At 36.0% G+C, this 20,153-nt stretch carries 17 protein-coding genes, 1 tRNA gene, 3 pseudogenes and 1 riboswitch; of the genes and pseudogenes, 4 read left to right on the top strand and 17 right to left on the bottom strand.

What is annotated here, in order from left to right:
* Positions 1–39: 39 nt before the first annotated feature.
* From HMPREF1040_RS04520 to HMPREF1040_RS04450, 15 genes and pseudogenes are all read right to left on the bottom strand, one after another.
* Positions 40–1,580: pseudogene (locus HMPREF1040_RS04520) on the bottom strand (DNA topoisomerase).
* 97 nt (positions 1,581–1,677) lie between these two features.
* Complete coding sequence (locus tag HMPREF1040_RS04515) at positions 1,678–1,911, bottom strand: DUF4911 domain-containing protein (RefSeq protein WP_007392731.1); 234 nt, start codon at positions 1,909–1,911, stop codon at positions 1,678–1,680.
* A complete protein-coding gene (locus tag HMPREF1040_RS04510) occupies positions 1,904–3,130 on the bottom strand; it encodes a U32 family peptidase (protein ID WP_036257630.1) in 1,227 nt (408 codons plus the stop codon). Before HMPREF1040_RS04510 ends, HMPREF1040_RS04515 begins: the two co-directional genes overlap by 8 nt.
* Before the next feature lie 54 nt (positions 3,131–3,184).
* Complete coding sequence (locus HMPREF1040_RS04505; RefSeq protein ID WP_007392804.1) at positions 3,185–3,787, bottom strand: O-methyltransferase; 603 nt, start codon at positions 3,785–3,787, stop codon at positions 3,185–3,187.
* Positions 3,784–4,821: an endolytic transglycosylase MltG gene (gene mltG / locus HMPREF1040_RS04500; RefSeq protein WP_007392796.1), complete on the bottom strand. Its 1,038-nt coding sequence runs from the start codon at positions 4,819–4,821 to the stop codon at positions 3,784–3,786. Before mltG ends, HMPREF1040_RS04505 begins: the two co-directional genes overlap by 4 nt.
* Positions 4,822–4,942: 121 nt before the next feature.
* A pseudogene (locus tag HMPREF1040_RS04495) lies at positions 4,943–5,663 on the bottom strand (amino acid ABC transporter ATP-binding protein).
* On the bottom strand, positions 5,650–6,318 hold the full coding sequence (locus tag HMPREF1040_RS04490) for an amino acid ABC transporter permease (RefSeq protein ID WP_007392782.1): 669 nt from the start codon (positions 6,316–6,318) through the stop codon (positions 5,650–5,652). The pseudogene HMPREF1040_RS04495 and the gene HMPREF1040_RS04490 overlap by 14 nt, the downstream one beginning before the upstream one ends.
* Before the next feature lie 149 nt (positions 6,319–6,467).
* Positions 6,468–7,430, bottom strand: coding sequence for a 6-phosphofructokinase (gene pfkA / locus HMPREF1040_RS04485; RefSeq protein ID WP_007392761.1), 963 nt, complete (start codon positions 7,428–7,430; stop codon positions 6,468–6,470).
* Positions 7,393–7,980: a shikimate kinase gene (locus HMPREF1040_RS04480; RefSeq protein ID WP_007392801.1), complete on the bottom strand. Its 588-nt coding sequence runs from the start codon at positions 7,978–7,980 to the stop codon at positions 7,393–7,395. Before HMPREF1040_RS04480 ends, pfkA begins: the two co-directional genes overlap by 38 nt.
* A 123-nt stretch (positions 7,981–8,103) precedes the next feature.
* Entirely contained in the window at positions 8,104–8,787 is a 684-nt protein-coding gene (gene radC, locus HMPREF1040_RS04475; protein WP_007392752.1) for a DNA repair protein RadC, read from the bottom strand.
* Between the two features lie 2 nt (positions 8,788–8,789).
* Entirely contained in the window at positions 8,790–9,344 is a 555-nt protein-coding gene (locus tag HMPREF1040_RS04470; protein ID WP_007392779.1) for a nucleoside triphosphate pyrophosphatase, read from the bottom strand.
* Positions 9,345–9,358: 14 nt separating this feature from the next.
* Positions 9,359–9,628 carry a DUF4321 domain-containing protein gene (locus HMPREF1040_RS04465; protein WP_007392770.1) on the bottom strand — a complete coding sequence of 90 codons (270 nt, stop codon included), beginning with the start codon at positions 9,626–9,628 and terminating at the stop codon, positions 9,359–9,361.
* A gap of 139 nt (positions 9,629–9,767) precedes the next feature.
* Positions 9,768–11,441: a glutamine--tRNA ligase/YqeY domain fusion protein gene (locus HMPREF1040_RS04460; RefSeq protein WP_007392781.1), complete on the bottom strand. Its 1,674-nt coding sequence runs from the start codon at positions 11,439–11,441 to the stop codon at positions 9,768–9,770.
* 80 nt (positions 11,442–11,521) lie between these two features.
* The gene (locus HMPREF1040_RS04455) at positions 11,522–12,280 is read right to left on the bottom strand and encodes a glycosyltransferase family 25 protein (protein ID WP_007392756.1); all 759 of its coding nucleotides are present in this window, start codon (positions 12,278–12,280) and stop codon (positions 11,522–11,524) included.
* A gap of 14 nt (positions 12,281–12,294) precedes the next feature.
* Positions 12,295–13,980: an LTA synthase family protein gene (locus tag HMPREF1040_RS04450; protein ID WP_255261333.1), complete on the bottom strand. Its 1,686-nt coding sequence runs from the start codon at positions 13,978–13,980 to the stop codon at positions 12,295–12,297.
* A 481-nt stretch (positions 13,981–14,461) separates the two neighbouring features.
* Positions 14,462–14,560, top strand: a riboswitch (SAM riboswitch).
* A gap of 74 nt (positions 14,561–14,634) precedes the next feature.
* Here HMPREF1040_RS04450 and HMPREF1040_RS04445 point away from each other — a divergent pair.
* From HMPREF1040_RS04445 to HMPREF1040_RS04430, 4 genes and pseudogenes are all read left to right on the top strand, one after another.
* Positions 14,635–15,678: a methionine ABC transporter ATP-binding protein gene (locus tag HMPREF1040_RS04445; RefSeq protein WP_007392746.1), complete on the top strand. Its 1,044-nt coding sequence runs from the start codon at positions 14,635–14,637 to the stop codon at positions 15,676–15,678.
* A complete protein-coding gene (locus tag HMPREF1040_RS04440; protein WP_007392793.1) occupies positions 15,659–16,312 on the top strand; it encodes a methionine ABC transporter permease in 654 nt (217 codons plus the stop codon). Before HMPREF1040_RS04445 ends, HMPREF1040_RS04440 begins: the two co-directional genes overlap by 20 nt.
* Before the next feature lie 77 nt (positions 16,313–16,389).
* Positions 16,390–16,478: transfer RNA gene (locus HMPREF1040_RS04435), tRNA-Ser, on the top strand.
* 199 nt (positions 16,479–16,677) lie between these two features.
* A pseudogene (locus tag HMPREF1040_RS04430) lies at positions 16,678–18,125 on the top strand (amino acid permease).
* Positions 18,126–18,173: 48 nt separating this feature from the next.
* Here HMPREF1040_RS04430 and HMPREF1040_RS04425 read toward each other — a convergent pair.
* On the bottom strand, positions 18,174–19,613 hold the full coding sequence (locus HMPREF1040_RS04425) for a C69 family dipeptidase (RefSeq protein ID WP_007392766.1): 1,440 nt from the start codon (positions 19,611–19,613) through the stop codon (positions 18,174–18,176).
* Between the two features lie 87 nt (positions 19,614–19,700).
* Positions 19,701–20,144 (bottom strand): C-GCAxxG-C-C family (seleno)protein, encoded by a 444-nt coding sequence (locus tag HMPREF1040_RS04420; RefSeq protein WP_007392783.1) that lies wholly within the window; start codon positions 20,142–20,144, stop codon positions 19,701–19,703.
* Positions 20,145–20,153: the final 9 nt, after the last annotated feature.

Here is a 20,153-nt window from a genome sequence, read left to right as displayed (position 1 = left end):
TAGCACGTGTTGCTTCCGTCCCTATACCTTGTACTTCTTTTAAAATTTTTTTAACCTTTCATCTTTTACATATTTATATATTTCTTTCATAGCACCTACCAACGAAGCCGCCGTAAAACGAGATGGCGGTTTCGTCATTTTTTTCTCGACTGTTCCCGATTCATAGGTCACCTTATCGCCAACGCATGTAGAAGGCAAAAGATGTACTTTTTCATCCGAATTAGTATTAGCATACTGTTGATATAACGCTTTCCATCCCCATTCACGAACCGCCTTACCATGAGCAATAAAAATTTCTGCCGCCATGGTTAATTGCAATTGGGTGCTATCATACTCATAAGGTTTATAAAATTGAGCTATATATGCTTGTGCGATTAAATAATATATATGCTGTTGTATAGAAGTAAGGGTAGAAAAAGAGCAGGGCATTTTAGTTGGAATAATAGCATGATGTGCCGTAATTTTTTTATCATTCCATGCTAAACTACGTACCGTTAAATCAGCATTCTGACTCCATATAGACAATTCTCCTGCCGAAATACGTTGTAAGTTCTGTAAAATAACCGTGCGATCTTTCCATTGATTTAAAGGTAAATAATTACAATCAGAACGAGGATAGGTAGTTACTTTCTTTTCATATAACGCCTGGGCCGCTTCTAACACTTGTTGAGGCTCATACCCATATCGCTTACCTGCTAATATCTGTAAATCTGATAATGATAAGGGAAATGGAGGCATTTCCTTCTTTTTTTTGTTGAATACGAAAGAATCGTGCCAATAGGGTTTTCTTGTATCTTTTTTAAAACAACTGTAACTTCATCTTTCTTTAAACAACGACCTTGTTCATCTAGACCTGATTGCAATTCATTCGGTTTCCAAACAGCATGAATCATTCCATTTTGATGTATAACAGCTATTTTAATACCATAATATGCTAGTGGTATAAAATGATCTAACTCTTGTTGCCTCCTTACCACTAATGCCAATGTTGGCGTTTTAACTCTACCAATAGGAAATACCACTCGCTTATGCTTTTTTTCTTGTGCTGCCAACGTATAGGCCCTAGATAAATTCATGCCAATAAGCCAATCAGCACGACTTCGTGCTAAAGCAGAATCACGCAAAGGTGTAAAATTAGCATTATCTTGCACATGTGCTAATGCATACTGAATGCTATCTTTATCCAACGCATTCAATAAAATTCGTTGTACTGGTTTTTTATTCTCTACAAATTCTAATATTTCATCAATTAGCAACTGCCCTTCCCGATCAGGGTCACCCGCGTGGACAATACTATCTGCTTGGTGTATCAATTGTTTAATTATCGCAAATTGTTTTTTCGCTGTCGGTGAAATTAATAGTTTCCATGTTTGTGGAATAATAGGAAGATCTTCTCGTCGCCAATATTTATATCTAGCTTGATATGCATGGGGTTCTGCCTGCTGTAAAATATGTCCATATGCCCAGGTAACCACATCTTTACCGCAATAAATATACCCATTATGTGATTTTATTGGGCCTGATAAATTTTTAGCTAATTCTCGTCCCACGCTTGGCTTTTCTGCAATAAATAATTTCATTGAATTCACTTTCCCTGGAACAATATTATCATGAAGATTTTTGTAAAAGGAGATGCGACAATACACTGCCAAGCATCATTAATTGATGTATCTTTTTTTATACAAATGCCTGCATTTCTTCAAACGAAAGTAATGTAACCGAAAAAGGAAAATCGCTCAAAAAGCGACACACTATGGATTTGGTATCAGCAGTTGTACGAACATAACCAATCCCCTGTTTTCCATCTAGTGTTGTCACTACACCCACATGATCTAAACCCTCGAGTAAGCGAATAAACATGGTCATTTGAGATGGCTCAATTTGAAAATATACCCACTGTGAGTCAAGCATTTGTTTTCCCTACTTTACGGCGTAATAAAGAGTGCGGTTCTATACGTATAGGACTTGGTATCCCTACGCATTCTTTTGGATGACGTGCTGCATCAATAGGTAGCCCCTCTTCATTAACAAGTGTTTTGATCTCTATGCGTACAATATTTTCATGAGGTTGTAAAAATTCAACTTCTTGCCCTACTTTGAAGTGATTACGTTGCTCTATCCAAATAATTTGCTGCACTTCATCATATGACTTTACCACGCCTATAAATTCATGTGTTTGTGTATTCGAGGAATGGCTATATACCTGATCGGCTTCGGTTGGACGTGAAACGGCAAAACCTCTTGTATATGGCCGATGTGATATCTTTTCTAATTCTTCTACCCATTCAGGTTTTATCGTAAAATGTGATGGATCTTTTTCATAAGCATCCATCGCTTCTCGGTACACTTTTACTACTGTAGCCACATAATGTACACTTTTCATGCGTCCTTCAATTTTTAAACTTGTAAGTCCTGCTTCATACATATCAGGGATGTACGGTAACATACATAGATCTTTAGAATTAAAAATATAGGTTCCTCGTTCATCTTCCACGACAGGGAAATACTCACCGGGTCTCGTTTCTTCAACAATATTGTATTTGAATCGACAGCATTGAACACATTGCCCTCTATTAGAATCCCTATTTTGTGTAAAGTAATTACTTAATAAGCACCTACCTGAATACGAAATACACATAGCCCCATGTACAAATCCTTCAAGTTCAACGGGCACACGATCATGGATTTCATGAATATCATGTAAACTCACTTCTCGCGCCATTACGACGCGTGAAGCCCCTTGATCATGCCAAAACTTAACAGCCGCCCAATTAGTTGTATTCGCTTGTGTGGAAATATGTACAGGTAAATTAGGAACAACTTCTCTAACTATACCAAAAATTCCTGGATCAGCCACCAAAACTGCATCTGCGTGAAATTCATATAGTTGTTTTAAATATGAGGGCAATGCAGGTAAATCCTCATGTTTAGGGAAAATATTAACGGTTACGTACACTTTTTTCCCAAGTTTATGGGCATAAAAAATTGCCTCTTTCATTTCCTCAGGAGAAAAATTATCACTAAATGCACGTAACCCAAATGATTTTCCCCCTAAATAGACGGCATCAGCACCATATAAAAATGCTGCCTTTAACTTATCCATATTTCCTGCTGGTGCTAATAATTCCATGTGTTGCATTATTTTATTCTAATCCTTTCTCTATAACAAAGAATACCTTCTCGTTCATTCATAGTGATATCCCTTATATCGGGATACGGTCATGCCATCACCATTTTCAAAAAAAACTGTTGAAAATAATGTTTCATTTTCTATATAAGATAAAAATGTACGTATCCGTTGTACGGCCGTTCGATGTTTATGTGGTATTGTTCCGTCAATATATAACATATCGTGATACCGCACATTATCTGCTACGATAAGTGCTTGCTTTTGTAGATATGGCAAAATAAGTTGTAATTGCCGAATATATTGCCCCTTAGGACCATCTAAAAAGACAAAGTCCCATCTTTCATGTAATGTTTTCAATACGGAACAAGCATCACCTGTATGAAATCGAATTTGCTTTTCATAGGGGGTACGAGAAATAAAAAAATGAGCTTTTTCCATACGCTCGGTATTAATTTCTATTGTATCAATAATAGCACCTGGTGCCGCATATAGTAGCATTAGTAATGTTGAATACCCAATCCCTGTACCTATTTCTAGTATATGTTTCGGTTTATACTGCTTTACGATATGACATAACAAGGAAATTTCTGATTGACGAATCAATGGCACTTCCTGTTGTCTACCATACCGCTCCATCTCTAATAATAATCCCTTCATCGAAGATACTCCTGTATATTACGTAAATGTTCTTCATACGTAGTTGCAAAATGGTTATGTCCCTCGCGATCGGCTACAAAATATACATATGGCGTTTCTTTTTCTGATAACGCTGCTTCTAAACAAGGTAACCCTGGATTACAAATAGCCCCAGGCGGCAACCCTTCATACTTATACGTATTATAAGGTGAATCATATTGTAATTCAGATAGAGAATATCCCAATTTATGAGTTCCCATAGCATACGAAATACTTGCATCAGATTGCAATTTCATATGTATTTTTAATCGTTGATGAAATGTTTCGGCAATAGGTTTTCTATCTTCTCCATATCGAGCTTCTCGTTCTACTAAAGAAGCAAGTGCTACCCACTCAGATACAGTTAAATGCTGTTTTTTAGCTTTACTTCGCCATGTACTCGGTACTTTACGATCAAAATTTTTTAACATAACTTGCACAACATCCTTTGCCTTCGCATGATAAGGAATATCATACGTATCAGGAAATAAAAAACCCTCTGCTTTAAATACCACTGGACGTGTGCTTTTCATATATGGATAAAGCAAAGAATCCTGATTCGCTGCTTGCAAAAAATCTTTTTCAGATATACGACCTTTTGAGGCAATCACCTTAGCAATTTGCCTTACCGTATATCCTTCTGGAATAACAATACGATAAGCCTCTGAATGTCCGCTAGTAAGTTTATGAATCATTGCATAAAAACTCATATGAGAGGTAATAAAATATTCCCCTGCTCTCAATGTATGGGCATTACCTGTTATACGCACAATAAAAACAAAAAGCCGTGGATGACTAATATATCCTTGTTGATATAACTGCTGTGCTACTTGTACTGCTGTTTGATTATCTTGCACTTGAAAATAACCTTTGTTTTTATGCCAAGACCACGGCATAAAATATATGGCAAAAGCAATGCATATAACCGTAATTATCCCCAGTACTACGAGACCAATACTATATATTTTTTTATTTTCTTTAAACCAGATTCTCATATCCATGAGCTTATTATACATTATCTGTATAGTCCTTGCCAACTTTTCACTAAAAGAGATGGCATTTGCCATATTTTAATCTAATATTCAAAATCAAAAGAAGTCTTGCACATAGACAAGACTTCTTTCACCCAATTATTACCTATAATATTTTAGATAAAAATTCCTTGGTTCTTTCTTCTACGGGATGCGAAAAAAATTTGTTGCGGTGTCCCTTCTTCACAAATAATCCCTTCATCAATAAATAACACTCTGTCGGCAACTTCTTTAGCAAATCCCATTTCATGTGTAACAATGGCCATAGACATGCCTTCATGAGCTAATTCTTTAATAACATCCAATACTTCCCGTACCATTTCTGGATCTAATGCCGATGTTGGTTCATCAAAAAGCATAAATTTGGGTTTCATTGCTAATGCTCGAGCAATCGCTACTCGCTGTTGTTGTCCCCCTGATAAGGTATCAGGATAAGCATTTTTTTTATCTTCTAATCCAACCTTTTTAAGTAATTGCAACGCATGCACTTCTGCTTCTGATTTTGATTCGTGACGTATTTTAATCGGCGCTAAGGTAATATTTTCAAGTACTGTCATATGCGGAAATAAATTAAATCGTTGAAAGACCATTCCTACTTCTTTACGAACCGCATTAATGCTGTCTGCATCATCTATACCTACGCCATCTACGGTGATATGACCTGCCGTAGGTTCTTCTAAACGATTGATACACCGTAATATCGTACTTTTTCCCGAACCAGAAGGCCCAATAATGACCACTACTTCTTTATCTTGAATAGTTAAATCAATGCCCTTTAATACAGCATGATTACCAAACTTTTTTTCTAATCCCTCAATTTTTATCATCCGTCGCCAGCCTCCGTTCTAAATAACTAACTAATTGGGCAATACTCAAAGTCATAATTAAATAAATAGCAGCTACGGTTAACCAAATTTCAAAGGACCCATATGTTTTAGCAATAATTAATTGCCCTTTACGTGTTAATTCTTCAAAGCCAATAACAGAAACTAACGACGTTTCCTTGGTCATCGAAATAAATTCATTCCCTAATGGAGGAATAACTTTACGAAAAGCTTGTGGTAAAATAATATACCACATAGTTTGCATCCAAGATAAGCCCAATGACCGCCCTGCTTCCATTTGTCCTTTATCAACAGCTTGAATGCCCGCACGAAATATTTCCGAAACATAAGCGCCACTATTAATGGAGCAAGCTGCAACGGCAGCAACAAAAGGATTGATACGTTGACCGATAATCATAGGAAGTGCAAAGTAAATTAAAAAAATCTGTACTAATAATGGTGTGCCTCGCAAAATATTAACATAACAAATGGCAATACCTTTTATTATTTTTAGTTGCGAAAGGCGACAAATACTGACAATTAATCCCAAAATAAAGCCAATACCTACGGAAATCGCTGTAATTTCAATTGTAACTCCAGCTCCCGTAATAAGCAGAGGTAGCGAGTTCCAAATTAACTCAAAATCAAAAGACGACATAATAATTCTCCTTCATACTAATTTATGAATATTTATAACTATTTACGTTATATATTATAGTTGTATTTTTATGCGTTGTCAAATTATAAAATAAAAAATAGAGAAAAAAATTACGCTAATTCTCGACTTATTTCAAATTTAGTTACATATTATTGCCCTAATACATGTACTAACTCATATTTCTTTTTATCTAAGGTATTCTTTATTGATGCTGCTTTAGCATAAGGAGTTGCCATAATAACATTATCTCGTAGACCAATAATACAATTAGTATTGCCTTGTAGCCATGTGTCAATCGCACATTGTGCTAATTTCCCAGCCATTACAGCATCATAAGAAGAAGGAGAACCGCCTCGTTGAATATAACCTAACACCGTTAAATTCGTTTCAACTTGCGTGTGCTGTTGAATATAAGCAACGACATCGCTACCTTTGGCCGCACCTTCAGCGACAATAATAATGCTGCTCATTTTTTTTCTTTCATGCGAAGCGGTTAATTGTTGACAAATCCCCGCCAAATCAACAGGGTACTCTGGAATTAATACCATTTCAGCACCTACCGCTAACCCCGCCTCAAGTGCAATAAATCCAGAATTCCGTCCCATCACTTCAATTACGGCAACGCGTTCATGTGAAAATGCCGTATCACGAATTTTATTCACAGCAGTTAATACGGTATTAACGGCCGTATCAAAACCCAGCGTATATTGTGTTCCAGGCATATCATTATCAATAGTTCCAGGAATAACCATCGTATCAATACCTTGTCTACTTAGTGCTGCAGCACCACGCATGGAACCATCTCCGCCAATCACAAAAAGCATATCTATTTGTGATTGCTGTAAATAGTCCGCGGCTTGCTTTTGAGCTGATTCATGTAAAAAAGAAGGACAACGAGCAGTACGTAACATCGTCCCCCCCCGGTGAATAATTTCACCGACACTTCTCCTCGTGAGGGGAATAATTTCTTGGTTTAAAAGACCTTCATAACCACGCATAATACCATATACATCAATACCTTTGGATAAAGCATACCGAGTCAATCCGCGAATAGCAGCATTCATTCCTGGTGCATCACCGCCGCTTGTTAGAATTGCTATTTTCCGTTTCATTATTTCGCCTCCGTTTTTCCCGTTTTACAAAATTAACTTTTTTATCTCGAAGTGTCTTCGTAATCATTTGTACGATTTGTCCCGAACCGCCTCGAGTCGTATCAATAACAGCATCACAGTAGGGATAAATAGTTTCCCATTCTTTCAACATTTTTCGTACAAAAACGGATAAATTGTCGTAATCAACAGTAGGTCGTTTGCCAATATGGCGCTTAACTCGTTCTTCCACGCGAAAAGGTTCTGTTAATAAAGCAATAATAAATCCATGCTTATGTAATATACGATATGATTCAATCGTCATAGGAAAATTTCCGCCAAAGGAAATAACGGCTTCATGATAGCGGCTTACTTGTTGCAATATATTTATTTCACGCTCTCGAAATGCGGCTTCACCAGAAGAGGAATAAAATTCAGCAATGGTTTTATCTTCCGCTTGTTCGATTCTTCTATCTGTATCGACAAATTGCCAATTTAAATGATGTGCTAATTTTCTACCAATATGACTTTTACCACTGCCCATCATGCCAACCAAAACAATATTCCTTTTCATTACCGTACCTCCCTTCTCTATTTACAAACATTGCATTTTATTATAGCAAAAAAAAATAATATACACAAAAAAAGAAAGAATTTTATAACAACTACAAAATTCTTCCCTTACATACGTTATTCATTATAGATAACCACGCCTACATAAACTTACAAAATCACCATCCCCGATAATGATATGATCTAAAACCTGAATTCCCATGATATTCCCTGCTTCAGCAATGCGTTTAGTAATCGCAATATCATCAGGGCTCGGTTCTGGATCCCCACTAGGATGATTATGTGCTAAAATAACCGCTGCAGCATTATATTGTAAGGCCATCCGAAAGACATCTCTGGCTTTAGCTACACTCATATTCAAAGAACCTATAGAAATGGTCTGTATACAAATTAACCGATTTTTAGTAGATAAAAATGCTGCTATAAATCGCTCCTGCGGTAAATATCGCATATCTTCCATTAAATATTCTGCAATACAATCGGGATTATTAAAATCAGGAGAATTCTTTTTTACACGCTGTTTAACAATCCTTCGACCTAATTCAACAGCCGCACATAACGTAATGGCCTTATCTCTTCCAATACCATGAATTTTACACAAATCACGCACCGTTATTTCGCCTAAATAATAAATATTTTCTTGTGGTAATTGCTGTAATACTAAATCAGCAATCTCCAAAACAGAGTATCCTTTTATCCCTGTACGCAATAAAATAGCCAATAAATCTCGATCAGTTACTGCCTTTTTCCCTTGTTGAATAAACTTTTCGCGTGGTTGTTCATTTTTTGTACAGAACGTTGGTTTCATTATCACACCTGTGCTTGAACAAGCATTTCTTTTACCTCCGCTAGAGGTAATCCAATAACATTAGTAAATGATCCATGTATTTCTTTTATAAAGGAAGCAGCCCCACCTTGAATAGCATATGCACCTGCTTTGTCCATTGGTTCTTTCGTACGAATATACGCATCAATTTCTACAGCCGAAAGTATCCTAAATATGACACGTGTTTGTACTACTGTTTCGTATACTTTTTCTTGCCGCCGTAACACAACTGCAGTAAAGACCATATGCTCTTTTCCCGATAACTGCTGCAACATATGTCTTGCCGCTTCAACATGATGCGGTTTACCTAAAATAGTCGTTCCCAATGCAACAATAGTATCGGCTGCCAATACCCAATCATGACTATAAATACGACTAACTGCTGCGGCTTTACCACGTGCTTGCCGTAAACAAAATGCTGACGGATCTCCTTGAACAGGAATATCCTCTTCGTAAGACGAAGGTTTTATTTCATATACATATTGCAGCGTATTTAATAACTCTTTGCGTCGTGGCGATGTAGATGCTAACAGTAACACAATCGTGCCTCCTATTATAATTTTCTAGCAATAAACCAAGCAATAATAATACCGATAATACTCAACACATTCGGTGCAAAATGGAGACCAAAATTAAATTCTATAATATATAAATTAATGGCAATATTGTTGATATTAAAAATTTCGTGATGCTCCGTAAGTAAAGAAATCGTATTTCCTATTTCTGAAGTATTAATTAATTCCCCTATAATACCTCCAAAAATTCCACCTAACACTAAAATAACAATAATGACAAACGTACTTTGAGATGAAAATCGTTTCATGCTCTTCCTCCTTATCTCAAAAGTTGAGTTTATTATACAAGCTGTTCCACAAAGAGGCAATAGTTATGAGCGAAAATGACCGAAATTTCATCTAAAAATTAAAAATGAAATACTCGGTCATTTATATTTTATATATTCGTTATTTTTTTTGCATTTTTGCCCATGTATCTCGTAAACCTACAATGCGATTTACTACAATATGATCCGATGTAGTATCTGGATCGATGACAAAATAACCTTGCCGTAAAAATTGAAAAGAATTTCCTTGTTTAAATTCTTTAATATACGCTTCTGCCTTACTCTGATATTCAACTAAACTTTGAGGATTGATTTGCTCTAAAATATCTTTGTCCCCGTCTTCTTCATTGTCTGTTAATAAATAATCATACATTCTAGTTGTAATATCTACCGCATCTGCTGCTGATACCCAATGTAATGTCCCTTTCACCTTGCGATTGGCATTTTCTCCCGTACCGCTCTTACTTTCAGGATCATGAGTACAATGTATTTCAATAATATTTCCTTGTTCATCTTTTAACACACGTTCACATTTAATAATATATGCATACTTTAACCGTACTTCTTTACCTGGTGCCAAACGGAAAAATTTTCTAACTGGTTCTTCCATAAAATCTTGTCGTTCAATATACAATTCACGACTAAACGTTATTTTACGTTGTCCCATTGATTCATTTTCTTGATTATTATCAGCGATTAATGTTTCTGTTTTGCCTTCCGGATAATCGACTAACACCACTTTAATCGGATCGATTACCGTCATAATACGGGGAACTTTTAGCTTCAGATCTTCGCGAATACAATATTCTAGCAATGCACTATCAACCATACTATCCGCTTTAGCTACACCAATGCGTTCACAAAAATCGCGAATCGAAGCAGGTGTATATCCTCTTCTTCGAATGCCTGAAATAGTAGGCATCCGAGGATCATCCCAACCACGTACGACTCCTTTTTCGACTAACGCCCGTAATTTTCGCTTACTCGTAATCATATGGGTAACATTTAAACGAGCAAATTCAATTTGCTGTGGTTTTTGTCCTTCTGGATCTTCCCAGTCTTTTAATACCCAATTATACAATGGACGATGTGCTTCAAACTCTAACGTACAAATAGAATGAGTAATACGTTCAATTGCATCTGAAACAGGATGGGCAAAATCATACATAGGATAAATGCACCATGTATTTCCAGTTCGATGATGAGATGCATGTAAAATACGGTATAATACGGGATCCCGCATGTTAAGGTTAGGACTAGCCATATCAATCTTGGCCCGTAAAACCTTTTCCCCGTCTTGATATTTTCCTTCTTTCATTTCCTGAAATAATCGTAAATTTTCTTCTACACTACGATCGCGGTACGGACTTTCCTTACCAGGTTCATTAAAAGTTCCACGATAAGCATGAATTTCTTCCCCCGATAAATCATCGACATAAGCTTTTCCAAGCGAAATTAATTTCACGGCGTAATCGTATAAAATAGGGAAATAATCAGAGGCGTAAAACATACGATCATCCCATGAAAATCCTAACCATTCAACATCTTCTTTTATCGAATTAACATATTCCGTGTCTTCCTTTGAGGGATTTGTATCATCAAAGCGTAAATTCGTAATACCGCCATATTTTTTTGCAATCCCAAAATTTAAACAAATTGATTTCGCATGCCCAATATGCAAATACCCATTCGGTTCAGGTGGAAAACGGGTATGAATTCGATCTCCATATTTTTTTTCTTGTATATCTTTTTCTATACTTGATTCAATAAAATTTTTGTTTTTTTCCTGTTCCATGAACGGTCTCCCCTTTGCATATAATATGTAATTCTAACACAAAATAAAATTAGATTCTAGTAAAAAGACCTTTCCCTTTATTAGCGACGTGTAATCATTCGATACCACGCATAATAATAAGCCTTAAGCAATACTTTAAATTCAAAAAAGGTAGTCTTTCCCTGCGATTTTAAAAATTGGTGTACCATTTTTTTATGTGATGATTGATGGCAGGCTCGAAGAGATGATTCGCCCACAACACTACGATATTTACCATCTTCTTCCCACTCAAAACACAAATCATTATCTAAAGCATATAAAGATATTGCACCGGCAGCTATAAAAACCTTCCAATTATCTGCTTGAAAGCGTATGGGCGTATTCAAGTTAATAATTATTTCTGCTGCTTTTCTGTTAATAATATATGCAATAGCGCCACTAGCACGAAAACATTCATATATTTTTATGTCTTGATATGATTGAATCATTTTACCTAATCGTTTTCTTTTTCTTAAAAGCAATGCCGCTCCACCAGTTTGTTGACTAATAAATGTTTGCATAGCTGATAATAAAGAAGCTGTCATAGTTGTAGAAAAACAAACATCATCTTCAAATATACAAATCGCTTCTTCTTTTGATTGCAAAAATGCACGAAGAATATGCAAATGACTAGCCGCACACCCTACTTCTCCAGGAAGCATCGCCGTATTATTGGAGATTTCACCTAATCGTGCAGAAGACATTATTCGTCCATCAATACCTTGAAAAAAAATCGGTTTTATTCCTATTTTAGTAAATTCAGCTTGCGCATGTTCTTGACGTTTTTTTTCATTAGCCGTGGTTAATACATAGCATTTCATGCACGCCTACCTCCTCAATGCAATAATTCGGGATGCTTGATTACCCATGCCGTCCATTCACACCATGCTTGCCTTTCTTTATAAAAACAAGTAATTCCCTTCGTCTGTTCCATTTCCGTATCTTCTAACGATGACGCTATGGCGTCTTCATAATACCCAATCATATCAGATGTAAGCCAATGATAAGGGGTTATAACCGAATCAATAGGTTCTAAAAAGGACGGTGCGATCGAATAATACTCAAATCCTTCTGGTGCAATTAATTCTAATACGGTTGGCATAATATTCATATGTCCACCAATTTTAGTTTGATAAAACATAGACTGCTGTAAATCAGGATGATACATAGCAAAAGATGTACAATATTTTTCACGTAAAGTTGGATTTTTTTGCGAATACATTTCCGTGTTAAAAGGAATAATAAGTCGTGAATGGTCTCCTGTGACAATGATCAGACTATCTTCATCCAACGTCTGTACCTTACGTATAAATTGGCTCATATAATGATCGGCATACCAATACATACCTAAATTATTTAATAATTTTGAGTCCTGTCGAATATCCGCTGATAAATTAGGCATAATCCGATCTGGATCAAATCCGAATTTACCCACTGGAATCGTATAAGGGGGATGATTTGATGTCGTATAAATGAGATGGAACATAGGGATTTCTGGATCCAGTTTACAAATTTCTTCATATAACCCTTCAAAAAATATGTGATCATAAATACCAAGCCACGTATGAGGTGAATTACTAGGGCAAAATTCAGGGGCCCCTTTCTGTATTTCAAACCCTTGTGCTTTCCCAAACCGGCCAAGACTAGCCCAAGCCGTATTGCCGCCATACCAATAGGCCGTATGATAGCCCAATCTTTGCATTTGTGCCGCAAATGCAGTCGGTACTTGCTTTCGCTGAAATATGGGCATTTCATTAATTTCAAAATTAGCATCAAAAATACCTGAGAATAAACTTGCAAGTGACGGCTGTGAAATCAAGCCTGCCGGTAAAAAATTAGATACCGCTATCGTATGTTCACTTTGCCTAAATGCCTTTCCTCCATCTACTAAATGCAGGTCTTTGTATTTCTCATCAAAAGGAACTTGCGTATAACTTTCTCCTACAATGAAATATATATGCTTTGGTTTTCGTATTTTTGCACCCTTAGCATGACGCAGAAAAAACGACCAATCACGATTTTTCATTTGATCTGTTTTGCCAAATAACGGGATTAATATTTGAGTTGACTCTTCCTCCGTATGTTTTAAGATCTTTTTTTCTTGCTGTTTCAATACTAATTCAATCGCAATCAAATCATCAACAGTTGCTTTAGAAAAAAATGGATCATTTTTTAACAACGTAGGCATATTATTCCTAGATGGTTTAAACAAATGAGATAAATGTCCGCCGTATCGAATCCAATAGAATCCCACCCCAGCTAAGACAAAAAAGAAAAAGTTAACAAGATAGCGAAGGAAAGTATTATCAATCAAAAGATAGGGAATAACAGGTGTAACTAAAATACCAGCAGTAAGAAAATAAACAATTATACTATACGGAATGATCCCCAGTAAAATTATCCATCCATGGTATTGATGTAAAAAGATATCGACAAAATTACCCTTATCTGCATTTTTTCCTAATAACATCGTTTGATTGTAAATATCATGAAATTCTCCATAAAAAATCATCTTCCCCATAAATGCCACATATAAACATAAAGCATATACTACCACCCATAAACAGCGTAAAGAATCCGCTATATTTGCATATGAAACCACGAAAACACTAGGAATAGTAATACATAATAACGATAATAAATATACATAAGCATGAAAATCTAGCCCCCACAAAAATCCAAACCACAGGGATAGACGAACTTTTTTTATAATATAGAGCGTTTTTTTCACCATTTCCATAAAGATAAATAAAAAGAAATCGAAATATTGCAGAAATGATAACAGGAATAAGTATTAACTTTATATCCTGCTGTGCCCCCTCAATAAACATAGTAAACATTATTTCACCTCATTTTTTCTTATCTTTACCAATTAATTATACTATACCATATCACTATTATACATACAAATAAAAAGAAATTTTTTCAAAAGCACTTAAAAGCAGTAGTTTTGCGTTGACAAAAATAATCTAAAATGATAGAATAACTCAAACAATAAATTTAATTCATCGCGAGCAACCGAGGGACTGGCCTTATGACGTTGCGGCAACCCCCAGTTTGGGAAGGTGCCAAATCCAACGGAACATTCCGGCAGATGATGTTATGTGAGAATACAGACCATCATTCTTGTTGATGGTCTTTTTTATTTGTTTATTAAAAAAAAGGAGTTGATACTGTGATTCGTTTAGAGAATATCACCAAAACATATAGCGGTAAGGCAAAAGTAAATGCTTTAAAAGGTATTTCTTTAACTATCGAAGACAGTGAAATTTTTGGTATCATTGGCAAAAGTGGTGCCGGTAAATCTACACTAGTTAGATGTATTAATATGTTAGAAAAACCAACCGAGGGAAACGTCATTATTGACGGTAAAGATTTAACCACATTAACGGAAGCTCAATTACGAGAAGAACGAAAACATATTGGTATGATATTCCAACACTTCAATTTATTATCCTCTCGAACGGTATTTGAAAATATTGCCTTTCCTTTAGAATTAGCTGGAGCCTCCAAAGAAGCCATCGAGAAAAAGGTATCCGATTTGTTAGAACTGGTAAATTTAACTGATCGTAAATATAATTACCCTTCCCAACTTTCAGGTGGTCAAAAGCAACGAGTCGGTATTGCGCGGGCATTGGCAAGCGATCCTAAAATTTTGTTATGTGATGAAGCTACATCAGCATTAGATCCCCAAACGACAAAATCGATTTTAGATTTATTACAAGACATCAATAAGCGCTTAGGCATAACCATTGTTATAATTACACATGAAATGAGCGTTGTAAAAGATATTTGCCATCGTGTTGCCGTTATTGAAGGCGGTATCATCAAAGAATCCGGTCGTGTGGTGGATGTATTTTCGAATCCTCAATCAGAAACGATGCAAGAATTTGTGAAATCAGTTATTAATATGGAGTTACCAAAAGGACTAAAAAAATTAGGTATTTCTCCCCAACCTGCGCCAAACCTTTCCATGCTTGTGCGTTTGCGGTTTAAAGGTGCTTTAACAGGTGATCCGTTGGTTGCTTCAGTGGTTCGCAAGTTCAATATTAATGTTAGTGTATTATATGGCAATATTGATTATATCCAAAACGAACGCTTTGGCTATTTAGTTATTATTATATTAGGCGATATGGAAACACAGGCAAAAGCCTATTCCTATATCAAAACATTACCCGTAAAAAGTGAGGTGTTAGGATATGTCCCTAGAAATTGTTGATTTAATGCTCCAAGGAATTCAAGAAACATTAATAATGGTGATTGTTTCTACCATCATTGCCGCTATCATCGGTATTCCTTTGGGAGTTACATTAGTTATAACATCAAAAAATCATATTTTACAACATAAACATATTCATCAAATATTAGGAGCTATCGTTAATATTATTCGCTCTATTCCCTTTATTATTTTAATGGTTGCGATTATTCCTTTTACACGACTAGTCGTTGGTACTTCTATTGGCACCACTGCTGCTTGTGTTCCCTTAACCATCGTTGCCATTCCTTTTTTAAGTCGTTTAGTGGAAACGTCTATTCGTGATGTTGATTTTGGATTAGTCGAAGCCGCTGAATCTATGGGTGCTTCCCCTTTTCAAATTATTCGCAAAGTATTATTACCGGAAGCACTACCGACAATTATTAATAACGTTACCGTATTAATCGTTAATTTAATTGGTTCTTCTGCTATGGCTGGTGCTATTGGTGGTGGCGGCTTAGGTGATATTGCTATTCGTTACGGTTATCAACGCTTTCAAGGCGATATCATGTTAATTACTATTATTATTTTAATCGTCGGAGTAAATCTCATTCAAAGCATAGGCGATTACGCTTCTAATAAAAAAAATAAAAAGTAATCTATTTAGTTATACATATTAAATATTTTATAATTGACGCTACTATATTTTTATGCTAAAATAACAAAGCGTCATATGGAGCGGTATCGAAGTGGTCATAACGGGGCTGACTCGAAATCAGTTGGACCGAAAGGTCTCGTGGGTTCGAATCCCACCCGCTCCGCCAAAAGAAAACACAACGCAGATATTTATATCTGCGTTGTGTTTTTTTTATTGGCCTTCCCTTATTTTCTATTATCTCCATATAATACCTGAAATGATAATGCTAAATTTGTATTTTACGCTCATTTTAATTGTCAGGTCATTGAAGTTTCTGTATAATAGAAAAGTAGTTTTTATTTATTATAGTAAAAGGTTGTGATTATATGAAAGACGAAAAACAGAAATTACGCCGCAGCCTCAAAGCACGTCATATGAATATGATTGCCATCGGTGGTGCCATCGGTACAGGTCTTTTTGTTGCTGGTGGAGAAACAGTAAGTTCTGCTGGTCCAGGCGGTGCCCTTGTAGCATATGCACTTATTGGGGTTATGGTATATTTCCTCATGACTAGTCTTGGCGAAATGGCAGCGTACTTACCTGTCAGCGGCTCTTTTGAAACGTATGCCAATCGCTATGTAGATAAATCGTTAGGTTTTGCCTTAGGCTGGAATTATTGGTTTAATTGGGCAATTACCTTAGCCGCTGAATTAGTCGCTGGCTCATTAATTATGAAATATTGGTTTCCCGAATTACCTGCCTCACTATGGAGTGGTTTGTTTTTAATAGTCCTTTTTCTATTGAATTATCTTTCTACCCGCTCCTATGGTGAAAGTGAATTTATATTTTCAGGTATTAAAGTGGTCACTGTTTTAGTTTTCTTTTTGCTGGGGCTTGTCTTATTTTAGGTATTGGTCCTGGTGAATCTCCTGGTTTTACCAATTGGTTTATTAAAGATGCACCTTTTGTTGGCGGCTTTACCTCAATGCTCGGAATATTTATGGTCGCCGGTTTTTCCTTTCAAGGCACCGAAATGATTGGTATTGCAGCTGGTGAAAGTGAAGATCCAGAAAAAAACATTCCTCGTGCGGTTCATTCTATTTTTTGGCGAATTTTATTATTCTATTTTGGCTCATTTATTGTCATCGGATTTTTAATTCCTTATACCGATCCTAATTTGCTAAATACGGATATTGCCAATATTTCTATTAGTCCTTTTACCTTAGTATTTGAACGGTTTGGATTAGTTGCCGCTGCCTCTATCATGAATGCGGTCATCTTAACAGCCGTTTTATCAGCAGGAAATTCAGGTTTATATGTTTCAACGCGTATGCTATATGCCCTCGCGGAAACAGGGCAAGCACCAAAATGTTTTTTGAAACTAAACAAACGTGGCGTTCCTGTAAATGCGTTAATAGCTACTGCTGCCTTTGGTTTAGCTGCTTTTTTAACTTCTCTTATTGGTGAAGGAAAAGCTTATGCTTGGCTCGTTAACATTAGTGGCATGGCCGGTTTTATTACATGGATTGGAATTGCCCTTTGCCATTATCGTTTTCGCCGAGCTTACATCGCACAAGGAAAGGACTTACGTAAACTGCCCTATCGAGCAACTTTATTTCCCTTTGGTCCCCTATTGGCACTCATGATGTGTATTATTATTACGGCAGGACAAAATTATTCCGCCTTTCTCGGCACTCATATCGACTGGTATGGTGCATCCGTAGTATATATCGGTATTCCTATTTTTCTTATTGTTTTTCTATATCACAAACTCAAACACAAAACACATATTATTCCTTTAAAAGAAGTTGATCTTTCAAGAGATAAAGAATAAAAAAAAGTGGTGAGTAAGCATGCTTACTCACCACTTTTTTATTCTTTATTAATCGGCCAAATTAAAACGCAATGTCATTTTATGACTACCTGTGCAAACAAAATCTCCTAATAACGCTTTTGCTGCAGCAAATAATGCATCTGCCATTTCTTGATTCGCTTTTGTTAAAAATTCAACGGCATCCATACCACTTAAGTTCTTTTGTATAAATTCCTTATCATATTGCTGTTGCATGTGACGTAACGTCGCACTCATCTTCTTTTCAAAATCATAATGCTGAGTACCGAAAAATGTATAATTACGGTCGCCAATAACTGCCATTGTTTGAATTAACCAATACATATAATTAGGATCATATTTTATAGGTGTATCCCGATATGATGCAGGCGTATCTGAAATAGCTGTATAAAAAGGCACCATACAATTATATGGATTAGAAGCCATACCTACCCATTGAATACCAGAAATATCAGCAGGTACATTCGGACGCATTTGTAAAACATGTACTTCCATATTTCGATTTAATCCAATAGCACGATATTTTTTCCTATCAGCTTCACTACCGGTTCCATATGGATCATACGGAGTTCCTTCATAATGAGATGAAAGAGCCCATTTTATATCTTCAATAGAAATCTTTTGCTTAGGATAACAAATAAAAGGTAAATCTGGGCAATCAGGATCATCTACAAAGGGATATTTTTCATGATAAGAACGTGTTGTATCCGAAAAATATTTTTGTACATACCAAGCACGCGGATTATTATATTGCACATCTTTATAATCGGAACTTCCCAAAGTATGACGCAAATTTAATTCATCAAAATCAGGATTTAAATGGTTACGTTCAATAAAATCAGGTAAATCTTTGCAATATAATACATCAGGATTATCAAAATCAAATACATCTATATTCAATCGATTCGGAGCTACCACATAACAATCATCAGGAATACGAATCGCTGCCCAATGGTGTCCACCATAGGTTTCCATATACCAAATTTCATCGGCATTACTAAACACCATACCATTGGGTTCAAAAGTACCATATTGTTCTAATAATTGTCCCATGCGTAAGACGCCTTCCCGCGGCGTTTTGATATATGGCAAAACAATAGTTAATAAATCAGCTTCTCCCAACGATGCTTCCACATACGGATCTGCTCCCAAAACACGCGGATTACTTGTAATCGTTTCAGTTGCTGACATAGCAACATTAGCACTATTAATCCCAGATGCCCCAAAGATACCATGTTCTAAAATAGCATTTGGTGTAGCCGTGTACCGTAAAGGATTCGGCGGTAATGGAATTTCTACATTGCCCTTGAATGTATAATACACTTTGGGTTGATTTTCTGGTTGAACCACGACAAATTGTTGCGGTTCTGGTTCATCGTGCCCATCTTCATTACGAGCTACTAACGTAGATCCGTCTAACGAAGCGTATTTCCCAACTAAAATAGTAGTACAACTTGAAAATTCAGACATTATATTCATCTCCTTTTTACTACTATCATAATGTATATTAATCAATTTGTCACTATATATTGAAACTTCTTTTCAATTACGTAACGTTTATTTTATGCTATTCTTTTTTTGCAACCCCTTTTCTTCAATGAAATCAGAAAGCATATCTGCCGCTGTTGCAGTAATGTTAATACAATATTTGCGATATTCAGGGGTCCCAAATTGTAATTTATTCAAGCTACGGCAACAAGTTGTACCAAAATGTTTTTTAAACCGATTATGAAATTCCCCCGTATATTGATAGACTTCCGGTAGCGGTTTTTCTGCTGGATCTAATCGACCAACTAATGCTCCCAATACTAAACAAGCGCCACTTAATGCACCGCATACACAGCCAGAACGGCCCAACCCACCACCTAAACCAGATACCATACGAATGGCTTCCTCTGGTAATTGTAATTGCATACTGTCATTACAAGTCTTAACAATAGATTCAACACAATTATTTCCTTCTAAATGATATTTTTTAGCTAATTCGTATTCTTTTTTCATAATAATATA

The sequence above is a fragment of the Megasphaera sp. UPII 135-E genome (assembly GCF_000221545.1).
Taxonomy (GTDB): domain Bacteria; phylum Bacillota; class Negativicutes; order Veillonellales; family Megasphaeraceae; genus Megasphaera; species Megasphaera hutchinsoni.
The sequence above is the reverse complement of the archived record's forward strand: the minus strand, read 5'-3'. Positions and strand labels throughout refer to the sequence as shown.

Bases quoted from the DNA above. Each gene is read 5' to 3' on its own strand.
- HMPREF1040_RS04490 (WP_007392782.1), bottom strand. From the start codon at position 6,318: ATGTCGTCTTTTGATTTTGAGTTAATTTGGAACTCGCTACCTCTGCTT.
- HMPREF1040_RS04455 (WP_007392756.1), bottom strand. From the start codon at position 12,280: ATGAAATGCTATGTATTAACCACGGCTAATGAAAAAAAACGTCAAGAA.
- HMPREF1040_RS04425 (WP_007392766.1), bottom strand. From the start codon at position 19,613: ATGTCTGAATTTTCAAGTTGTACTACTATTTTAGTTGGGAAATACGCT.
- HMPREF1040_RS04465 (WP_007392770.1), bottom strand. From the start codon at position 9,628: ATGAAACGATTTTCATCTCAAAGTACGTTTGTCATTATTGTTATTTTA.
- pfkA (WP_007392761.1), bottom strand. From the start codon at position 7,430: ATGAAACGGAAAATAGCAATTCTAACAAGCGGCGGTGATGCACCAGGA.
- HMPREF1040_RS04450 (WP_255261333.1), bottom strand. From the start codon at position 13,980: ATGGGGAAGATGATTTTTTATGGAGAATTTCATGATATTTACAATCAA.
- HMPREF1040_RS04515 (WP_007392731.1), bottom strand. From the start codon at position 1,911: ATGCTTGACTCACAGTGGGTATATTTTCAAATTGAGCCATCTCAAATG.
- mltG (WP_007392796.1), bottom strand. From the start codon at position 4,821: ATGTATAATAAGCTCATGGATATGAGAATCTGGTTTAAAGAAAATAAA.
- HMPREF1040_RS04505 (WP_007392804.1), bottom strand. From the start codon at position 3,787: ATGAAGGGATTATTATTAGAGATGGAGCGGTATGGTAGACAACAGGAA.
- HMPREF1040_RS04480 (WP_007392801.1), bottom strand. From the start codon at position 7,980: ATGAAAAGGAATATTGTTTTGGTTGGCATGATGGGCAGTGGTAAAAGT.
- HMPREF1040_RS04420 (WP_007392783.1), bottom strand. From the start codon at position 20,144: ATGAAAAAAGAATACGAATTAGCTAAAAAATATCATTTAGAAGGAAAT.
- HMPREF1040_RS04460 (WP_007392781.1), bottom strand. From the start codon at position 11,441: ATGGAACAGGAAAAAAACAAAAATTTTATTGAATCAAGTATAGAAAAA.
- radC (WP_007392752.1), bottom strand. From the start codon at position 8,787: ATGAAACCAACGTTCTGTACAAAAAATGAACAACCACGCGAAAAGTTT.
- HMPREF1040_RS04510 (WP_036257630.1), bottom strand. From the start codon at position 3,130: ATGGAATTATTAGCACCAGCAGGAAATATGGATAAGTTAAAGGCAGCA.
- HMPREF1040_RS04440 (WP_007392793.1), top strand. From the start codon at position 15,659: ATGTCCCTAGAAATTGTTGATTTAATGCTCCAAGGAATTCAAGAAACA.